Source organism: Pseudomonas brassicae (assembly GCF_010671725.1).
Classification (GTDB): Bacteria; Pseudomonadota; Gammaproteobacteria; order Pseudomonadales; family Pseudomonadaceae; genus Aquipseudomonas; species Aquipseudomonas brassicae.
In genome coordinates, this window is the sequence record NZ_JAAHBU010000080.1 from 1 (window position 1) to 8156 (window position 8156).

An 8156-nucleotide genomic window follows, 5' to 3' on the forward strand; every position below is an offset into this window, starting at 1 on the left:
GCAAGCCAGCTCCTACAGGACTACCGCTGATGCTGAGGTCAGCTGAGCACCTGTGGGAGCTGGCTTGCCCGCGAAAGGCACCTACAGTGGCTCCAGCTTGGCGTAGCCGAGCATCAGCACTTGCTGCCTTCGGCAAAGTTCACCTGCACCCTGGCCTGCGCACCCGCGCCTTCGAAATTGAGAATCACGCCTTCGCCAAACACCGCGTGCTGCACGTGCTGGCCCAGGTTGAACTCGGTTTGAGGGATGTTCGCCGCACCGAACAGGCTGCTCGAACTCTGCTTCTGGCCCGACCCGAATGGCCGGCTGACGCTGTTGGACAAGCGTACTTCCTGCACCAGCCCTGCCGGTATCTCGCGCACGAAGCGCGACACCTTGTTGTAGGTCTCGCTGCCGTACAGGCGGCGGGTTTCGGCGTAGGTCATCACCAGATGCTGCATGGCGCGGGTAATGCCCACGTAGGCCAGGCGGCGTTCTTCTGCCAGACGGCCAGGCTCTTCCAGGCTCATCTTGTGCGGGAACAGGCCTTCTTCCATGCCCACCAGGAACACATGGGGGAACTCCAGGCCCTTGGCACTGTGCAGGGTCATCAGCTGGATGCTGTCTTCATGCTCGTCGGCCTGGGCGTCGCCGGCTTCCAGCGAGGCATGGCCGAGGAACGCCGCCAGCGGTGAAAGCTCGGCATCTTCTTCGGCCGTTTCGAAGTTGCGTGCGGCGCTGACCAGTTCCTCGAGGTTTTCTACCCGTGCCTGGCCCTTTTCACCCTTTTCTTCCTGGTGATAGGTAATCAGCCCGGACTGTTCGATGACGGTCTGGGTCATCAGGTGCAGCGGCATCTCCAGCACCTTGGCGGCGAGGTTCTCGATCAGCTCGATGAACGCGGCCAATGCACTGGCGGCACGGCCCTTGAGGCCCTTGTTGGCGATCAGCAGGCTCATCGACTGCCACATCGACACCTGGGCGTGGCGTGCGTGCTCGCGGATCGCTTCGACCGTCTTCTCGCCGATGCCGCGTGGCGGCACATTGATTACCCGCTCCAGCGCGGCGTCATTGCCGCGGCCTTCGAGCAAGCGCAGGTAGGCCATGGCGTTCTTGATTTCGGCACGTTCGAAGAAGCGCTGGCCGCCATAGATGCGGTACGGGATGCGCTCGCGCAGCAGGGCTTCTTCGAGCACCCGTGACTGGGCGTTGGAGCGGTACAGAATGGCAATGTCGCTGCGCGCCATGCCGGTCTTGAGGGCGCTCTCGATGGTTTCGACCACGTAGCGGGCTTCGTCATGTTCGTTGAACGCGGCGTACAGGCTCAGCGGCTCGCCGTCGCCACCGTCGGTCCACAACTCCTTGCCCAGGCGGTCGCTGTTGTTGGCGATCAGGGCGTTGGCGGCCTTGAGGATGCCGGCGGTGGAGCGATAGTTCTGCTCCAGGCGGATCATCTGCGCGTCGGGGAAGTCGGCACTGTACTGATGGATATTCTCGATCTTGGCACCGCGCCAGCCATAGATGGACTGGTCGTCGTCGCCCACCACCATCAGGCTGTCACCACCCTGGGCCAGCAGGCGCAACCAGGCGTACTGCACGGCGTTGGTGTCCTGGAACTCGTCCACCAGCACGTGGCGGAAACGGCGCTGGTAATGCTGTAGCAGGCCCGGGTTGTCGCGCCACAGGTCCAGGGCGCGCAGCAACAGTTCTGAGAAGTCGATCACCCCAGCGCGCTGGCAGGCCGCCTCGTAGGCTTCATAGATGCTGCGCATGGTGCCCAGGAACAGATCGCCACTGGCCTGGATGTGCTGCGGGCGCAGGCCTTCGTCCTTTTGCCCGTTGATGAACCATTGCGCCTGGCGTACCGGCCAACGCTGCTCGTCCAGCCCCAGCTCGCGGATCACCCGCTTGACCAGGCGCTGCTGGTCGTCGCTGTCGAGGATCTGGAAGTTCTGGTTCAGCCCTGCCTCCTGCCAGTGCGCCCGCAACAGGCGATGGGCCAGGCCGTGGAAGGTGCCTACCCACATGCCGGCGGGATTGATCCCCATCAGTTGCTCGATGCGCTGGCGCATCTCGGCGGCAGCCTTGTTGGTGAAGGTCACCGACAGTACCGAATGGGGGGAGGCCTGTTCGACCTGGATCAACCAGGCGATACGGTGCACCAGCACTCGGGTTTTACCGGAGCCGGCACCGGCCAGAACCAACTGGCGACCAAGCGGGGCCGCTACGGCCTGGCGTTGGGCGTCGTTGAGGGAGTTCAACAGGAGGGAGAGGTCATCGCGCATCCGGCCATTTTAGGGGCGCAAGGGAGCCTGGGGCAAACCCGCAGTGGAAAAAGATCCGCCTGGCCAATCCCCATCCATCGGCCCGCGCCCTTGGCCCGCGTGCTTGAGCGTCCGGCAGCAAAACCGCGAGCGACGCTGGCGAGGCGCAAAATATGACCCAGAGCAGTTTGGCCGACGCGCCGGCTTGTGTATGCTCCGTGCTCGTTCAAGGCTCACCATTACAAGAACATTGCCTATGACCCTCGCATCTGCCCCCGCCAGCGTGCCACTCGAGGCGCGTCGGAGTATCCGCAAACAGTTCGCCACGCAGCTGGCCGTCGAACGCACGCGCCTGTTGTATCAGGGGTCGCTGCTGCCGACGCTGTTCATGCTGCTCAATGGCCTGGTGTGCGCCTGGTTGCTGTGGAGCCCGCAGCGTTACCTGCTGGTGAGCATCTGGATCGTCTGGATGATGGCCCTGGTGGCGTTGCGCGTGGTTCAGGTCGCGGCCTTCGATGCGGCCATGCCGGAGCGTCAGTCACAGCCGAGCTGGTGGCATATGTTCCTGCTGGGCTCGGCCTTCAGCGGGCTGACCCTGGGCAGTGCGGCGATTGCCCTGGTGCCTGTGGATAACTTCGTGCAGCAGGCCTGGGTATTCGGCTTGCTGGGGGCCGCGACACTCTCTGCCAGCGTGGCGTATGCGGTCAGCCTGCCGGCGTTTCTGAGCTTTGCCTTGCCCTGCCTGGTGCCGCCGATCGTGTTCCTGTTCTGGAGCGGCGATACGCAGCAGCAGGGCTGGGGCTGGCTTGGGCTGATCCTGCTGGGGTCACTGTCGGTGGTGGCCTGGCAGGTCAATCGGCGGATCGAGGACGGCTTGTTGCGGCGCTTCCAGAACCAGGCGCTGATCGAGCACCTGCAGGCGGCGCAGACCCGAAGCGAACGGCTCAACCAGGCGCTGGCGACGGAGGTCGAGCAGCGCCGCCTGATTGAGGAGCAACTGCGCCAGGCCCAGGCCGGGCTGGAGTCGCGGGTGGCGCAGCGCAGCCAGCAACTGGACCAGGCCAACCAGGCCTTGAGCAAGAGCGAACAGCGCCTGGCGCTGGCACTGGAGGCCAGCGAGCTGGGGCTGTGGGACTGGAACCTGGACACCGACGAGGTGCACCACACCCAGTTGCGCGAGTTGTTCGGCCTCAGCCCGGACCAGGTCCAGGCGATGCTGACCGACCTCAAGCCGCGCCTGCACCCGGAGGACCTGCCGCTGCTCAAGCGCACCCTGGTCGAACACCTCAAGGGCCGCACCGACGACTACTGTATCGAGTACCGCGTCCGTCACAGCAACGGTCACTGGTGCTGGATCGAAGACCGTGGCCGGGCTGTGGAGCGTGATGCCGACGGGCGCGTCCTGCGCATGCTCGGCACCCGGCGGGACGTGAGTGCACGCAAGGCCCAGGAAGAGCAGCAACGCCTGGCTGCCACTGTGCTGGAGGCGGCCAGCGAGGGGATCGCGATTCTTGACCCTGGCTACGGCTTGTTGGCCGTCAACCAGGCGTTCTGCCGCATCACCGGCTACCCGCGTGAAGAACTGCTGGGGCGTAACGCACTGGCGCTGCCCTGCAGCCGTGATGCGTGCCGGCACTCGTCGGCCATCGACCAGGCCCTGGCCCAGCACGGCCACTGGCAGGGCGAACTGGTGGAGGCGCGCAAGGACGGCGAGCTCTATCCGCAGTGGCTGCAACTGACTGCCGTGGGGGATGCACGGGGTAACGTCAGCAATATCGTCGGCTTTTTCACCGACCTGTCGGCACGCCGTGAGTCCGAGGAGCGCCTGCGCTACCTGGCCCATTACGACGAGCTGACCGGCCTGGCCAACCGCGCGTTGTTCCGCCTGCGCCTGCACGAGGCTGGCCAGCGCCTGCGCAGCAGCGGGCGCAGCCTGGCGTTGCTGCACATCGACCTGGACCGCTTCAAGCTGCTCAATGACAGCCTCGGGCATGAGGTGGCCGACCAGTTGCTCAAGAAAATGGCGCAACGCATTGGCAATGCGGTGCCCGAGGCCGACACGGTGGCGCGCCTCTCCGGTGACGAGTTCGCGGTACTGTTCGACGGTTATACCAACCTGTCCAGCCTGGTACGGGTGGCTTCGCGGCTACTCGACAAGCTGCGCGTGCCGTTGCGGGTCGACGGGCATGAACTGGTGATCAGCGCATCGATCGGCGTCAGCCTGCTACCGGATGCGAGCCTGGATGTCACGGCGCTGGTCAGCCAAGCCAACATGGCCATGCAGCATGCCAAGCACCTGGGCGGTGACGGCTTCCAGTTCTACACCGAAAGCCTGCAGGCCAGTACCCTGGAGCGCCTGCAGCTGGAAAACCAGCTGCGCAAGGCCATCGAAGAGCATCAGCTGGAGGTCTACTACCAGCCCAAGCTGTGCCTGCGCAGTGGCCGTCTGCATGCCGCCGAAGCGCTGGTGCGCTGGCATCACCCGCAGTGGGGCATGGTGCCGCCGGGGGACTTCATCGGTCTGGCCGAAGAAACCGGACTGATCGCGCCCATGGGCGAATTCGTGTTGCGCCAGGCCTGCTGGCAGGCCTGCGAATGGCAACGGCAGGGGCTGGCGCCGATACGCGTGTCGGTGAACCTGTCGGTGTATCAGTTGCGCCAGGGCAAGCTGGTCAGCCTGGTGCGCCAGGTGCTGGATGAATGCGGGCTGGCGCCGCACCTGCTGGAGCTGGAGCTGACCGAAAGCCAGTTGCTCGATGGCGTCGAACACATCATCACGACCTTTCACCAGTTGCATGCGCTGGGCGTCAAGCTGGCGATCGACGATTTCGGTACCGGCTATTCGTCGCTCAGCTACCTCAAGCGTTTCCCGGTGAACTACGTGAAAATCGACCAGACCTTTATTCGCGGCCTCAGTGAAGGCAGCGAAGACGCCGCGATCACCCGCGCGATCATCGTCATGGCCCACAGCCTGGACCTGCAGGTGGTGGCCGAGGGGGTCGAGAGCGTCGAGCAGTTGGCATTCCTGCGCGAGCAGGGCTGTGACGAAGTGCAGGGCTACCTGATCAGCCGGCCGGTGGAGGCCGACACACTGGCCGGCTTGCTGCGCGAAGACCGGCGCTGGTAGTGCCAGAGCCAGGGCCCCGATCATCGGGGCCCTGGGCTTACCGCGAGGCGCCGCTTGCTGGTCAGTGGGTGACCAGGATCTCGTCCAGGCTCACCAGCAGCTTGCCGTCGTGGAAAATTTCCACTTTCGGAATGTTGCTGTGGTCGCCGTTCAGTTCGAAGCTGACGGCACGTTCGGTAATGACCTGCGCCGCCAGTGCATCCACGTTTTCCAGTTTCAGCTCAAGCGCCAGGGCATGCGACTTGTCCTGGATTTCGCGCTTGACCAGCACCGGCACGATGGCCGCAGTGGCAACGGACACGCTGCCCTGCACGCGAAACTTGACGTTGCCTGGCATCTGGTCGTTCTGGGCGGTCCAGCTGTGTGCTTTTACGTACATTCCTTTGTACCTCGTTCAATAGTGATGGGGTTGTCGTGTTGCGTGCCCACTATCGAACAGCACCGCCCTGGCTGGCAGCAGGAAAGGCTTCAGCCGTGCCAGGCACGGCCCTGGTGCGCCAGCAGGCTGTGCGCCTGGTCCGGGCCGTTCGAGCCCGCAGGATAGGGTCGTGGCGCCTGAAAATGCTCCTGCCAGCCGGTCAGGATAGGATCGATCCAAGCCCATGCGGCCTCTACCTCGTCACGGCGCATGAACAGGGTCGAGTCGCCCTCCAGGACGTCCAGCAGCAGGCGTTCATAGGCGTCCCAGCGCCGTGTCTGGCCAAACACCTGGGCCAGGTTCAGGTTCAGTTCCACCGGCTCCAGGCGCATGCCCTTGCCGGGTGCCTTGGTCATCATCTGCAGGCTGATGCGCTCGTCCGGTTGCAGCTGGATCAGCAACTGGTTGGCCTGGTCGCCGTCGAACAGGCGGTGTGGCACCGGCTTGAACTGGATGACGATCTGCGACGAGCGCTTGGCCAGGCGTTTGCCGGTGCGCAGGTAGAACGGCACGCCGGCCCAGCGCCAGTTGTTGATATGCGCTTGGACGGCGACGAAGGTCTCGGTATCGCTGTCGTTGTCGACGTCTTTCTCGAAGTAGTAGGCCGGCACTTCCTGCCCGCCGATCTTGCCGGCGCTGTATTGGCCGCGCACGGTCTTGTCCTGTACGTCTTGCCCGGTGATGGGCTTGAGCGCCTTGAGAATCTTCACTTTCTCGTCACGTACCGCCTCGGCCTCGAACTGTGCCGGTGGTTCCATGGCCACCAGGCACAGCAGTTGCAACAGGTGGTTCTGCAGCATGTCGCGGGTGGCGCCGGCGCGGTCGTAGTAACCGCCGCGGTTTTCCACACCCAGGGTTTCGCACACGCTGATCTGCACATGATCGACCTGGTTGGTGCGCCACACCGGTTCCAGCAGGGCATTGGCGAACCGTAGCGCCATGAGGTTCTGCACGGTTTCCTTGCCCAGGTAGTGGTCGATGCGAAACACCTGGGGTTCGGCAAACACCGCGCCGATGGCGCTGTTGATCGCGGTGGCGGAATCGAGAGAGTGGCCGATGGGCTTTTCGAGCACGATGCGCGCTTCGCTATCGACCAGGCCGGCAACTTGCAGGTGGGTTGCGATAGGCACGAACAGATTGGGGGCGGTGGCCAGGTAGTACACCCGCGTCAACCCGCCCGGTTCACCGAGAAAGCGTGCCAGGCGCCCGAAGTCGGCACTTTGCGAGGCATCCATGGAAAAGTAGTCGAGCCGCGTGGCGAAGCGGTGCCACACCTCCTCGCTGAAATCCTGCGGGGCAATCTGGGCGCGGCAACGGCGTTCGACCAGCGAGAGAAAGGCCGCACGCGGCAGGGCGCGTCGGGCCAGCGCAATAATGCGCACGGCGTTGTGCAGTCGACCTTCCCGTAGCAGGTGGTAGAGCGCCGGAAGCAATTTGTTCAGGGCCAGGTCGCCGGTGCCGCCGAACACCAGAATGTCACACGGGATAGTCAATACCACTACGCTCCAAGATCGTTTAGCTGGGCGGGTCGCCGGTCATGTAGTATAACTACAAGAAAGCTACAACACCCCGGTCAGCCGATCATAACCGAGTCCTGCCCTTGAATCTGTTGCAACACATCGCCCAGTCACGCCATCTGCTGCGCAAATCGGAACTGAAGGTTGCCGATCACGTATTGCTGGATCCGGCGGCTGTCATGCATAGCTCCATGGCCGACCTGGCGCATAACGTCGGGATCAGCGAGCCGACCATCGTGCGTTTTTGCCGGGCGATCGGTTGCACCGGCTTTCAGGACCTCAAGCTCAAGCTGGCGCAAAGCCTGGCGGCGGGCGCGAGTTTTGGCCAGTTCGCGATCCATGAAGACGACTCGGTGGCTGACTACAGCCTGAAGATTTTCGACACCACCCTGCACACCCTGATGGAAGTGCGCGAGCACCTCGATGCCCAGGCCTTGCAGCGTGCGGTGACCGCCATGGCCCAGGCCCAGCGTGTCGAGTTCTACGGGTTCGGGGCGTCGGGTGCGGTGGCGGCCGATGCGCAGCACAAGTTCTTCCGCCTGCTGCTGACGGCGGCGGCCTATTCCGACCCGCACATGCAGGCGATGTCGGCGGTGACCCTCAAGCCCGGCGATGTGGCTATCTGCATCTCTCAGTCGGGGCGCTCCAAGGACCTGTTGATCACGGCCAACCTGGTGCGTGAAAGCGGCGCGACATTGATCACCCTGTGCCCCAGCCAGACCCCACTGGCCGAGCTGTCGACGGTCAACCTGGCCATCGACGTGCATGAGGACACCGAGATCTATACCCCGCTGACCTCGCGTATCGCCCACCTGGTGGTGATCGACGTGCTGGCGATGGGCGTGGCCATG

The 8156-nt window shown here is 64.1% G+C and carries 4 protein-coding genes and 1 pseudogene; 2 read left to right on the top strand and 3 right to left on the bottom strand.

Going from position 1 to position 8156, the window contains the following annotated elements; genetic code table 11:
- Positions 1–81: 81 nt before the first annotated feature.
- Positions 82–2264: pseudogene (gene uvrD / locus G3436_RS06870) on the bottom strand (DNA helicase II).
- Positions 2265–2499: 235 nt separating this feature from the next.
- Here uvrD and G3436_RS06875 point away from each other — a divergent pair.
- Positions 2500–5370, top strand: a complete 2871-nt coding sequence (locus G3436_RS06875; protein ID WP_163942810.1) for an EAL domain-containing protein — start codon at positions 2500–2502, stop codon at positions 5368–5370.
- Positions 5371–5431: 61 nt separating this feature from the next.
- Here G3436_RS06875 and G3436_RS06880 read toward each other — a convergent pair whose 3' ends face one another.
- Together G3436_RS06880 and zwf are read right to left on the bottom strand one after the other, a co-directional pair.
- Positions 5432–5749 carry a hypothetical protein gene (locus G3436_RS06880; RefSeq protein ID WP_163942813.1) on the bottom strand — a complete coding sequence of 106 codons (318 nt, stop codon included), beginning with the start codon at positions 5747–5749 and terminating at the stop codon, positions 5432–5434.
- An 89-nt stretch (positions 5750–5838) separates the two neighbouring features.
- Positions 5839–7281, bottom strand: a complete 1443-nt coding sequence (gene zwf, locus G3436_RS06885; protein ID WP_163942817.1) for a glucose-6-phosphate dehydrogenase — start codon at positions 7279–7281, stop codon at positions 5839–5841.
- Between the two features lie 107 nt (positions 7282–7388).
- Here zwf and G3436_RS06890 point away from each other — a divergent pair.
- On the top strand, positions 7389–8156 hold a 768-nt coding region (locus G3436_RS06890; protein ID WP_163942821.1), incomplete at its 3' end, for an SIS domain-containing protein.

Bases quoted from the DNA above. Each gene is read 5' to 3' on its own strand.
- G3436_RS06875 (WP_163942810.1), top strand. From the start codon at position 2,500: ATGACCCTCGCATCTGCCCCCGCCAGCGTGCCACTCGAGGCGCGTCGG.
- G3436_RS06880 (WP_163942813.1), bottom strand. From the start codon at position 5,749: ATGTACGTAAAAGCACACAGCTGGACCGCCCAGAACGACCAGATGCCA.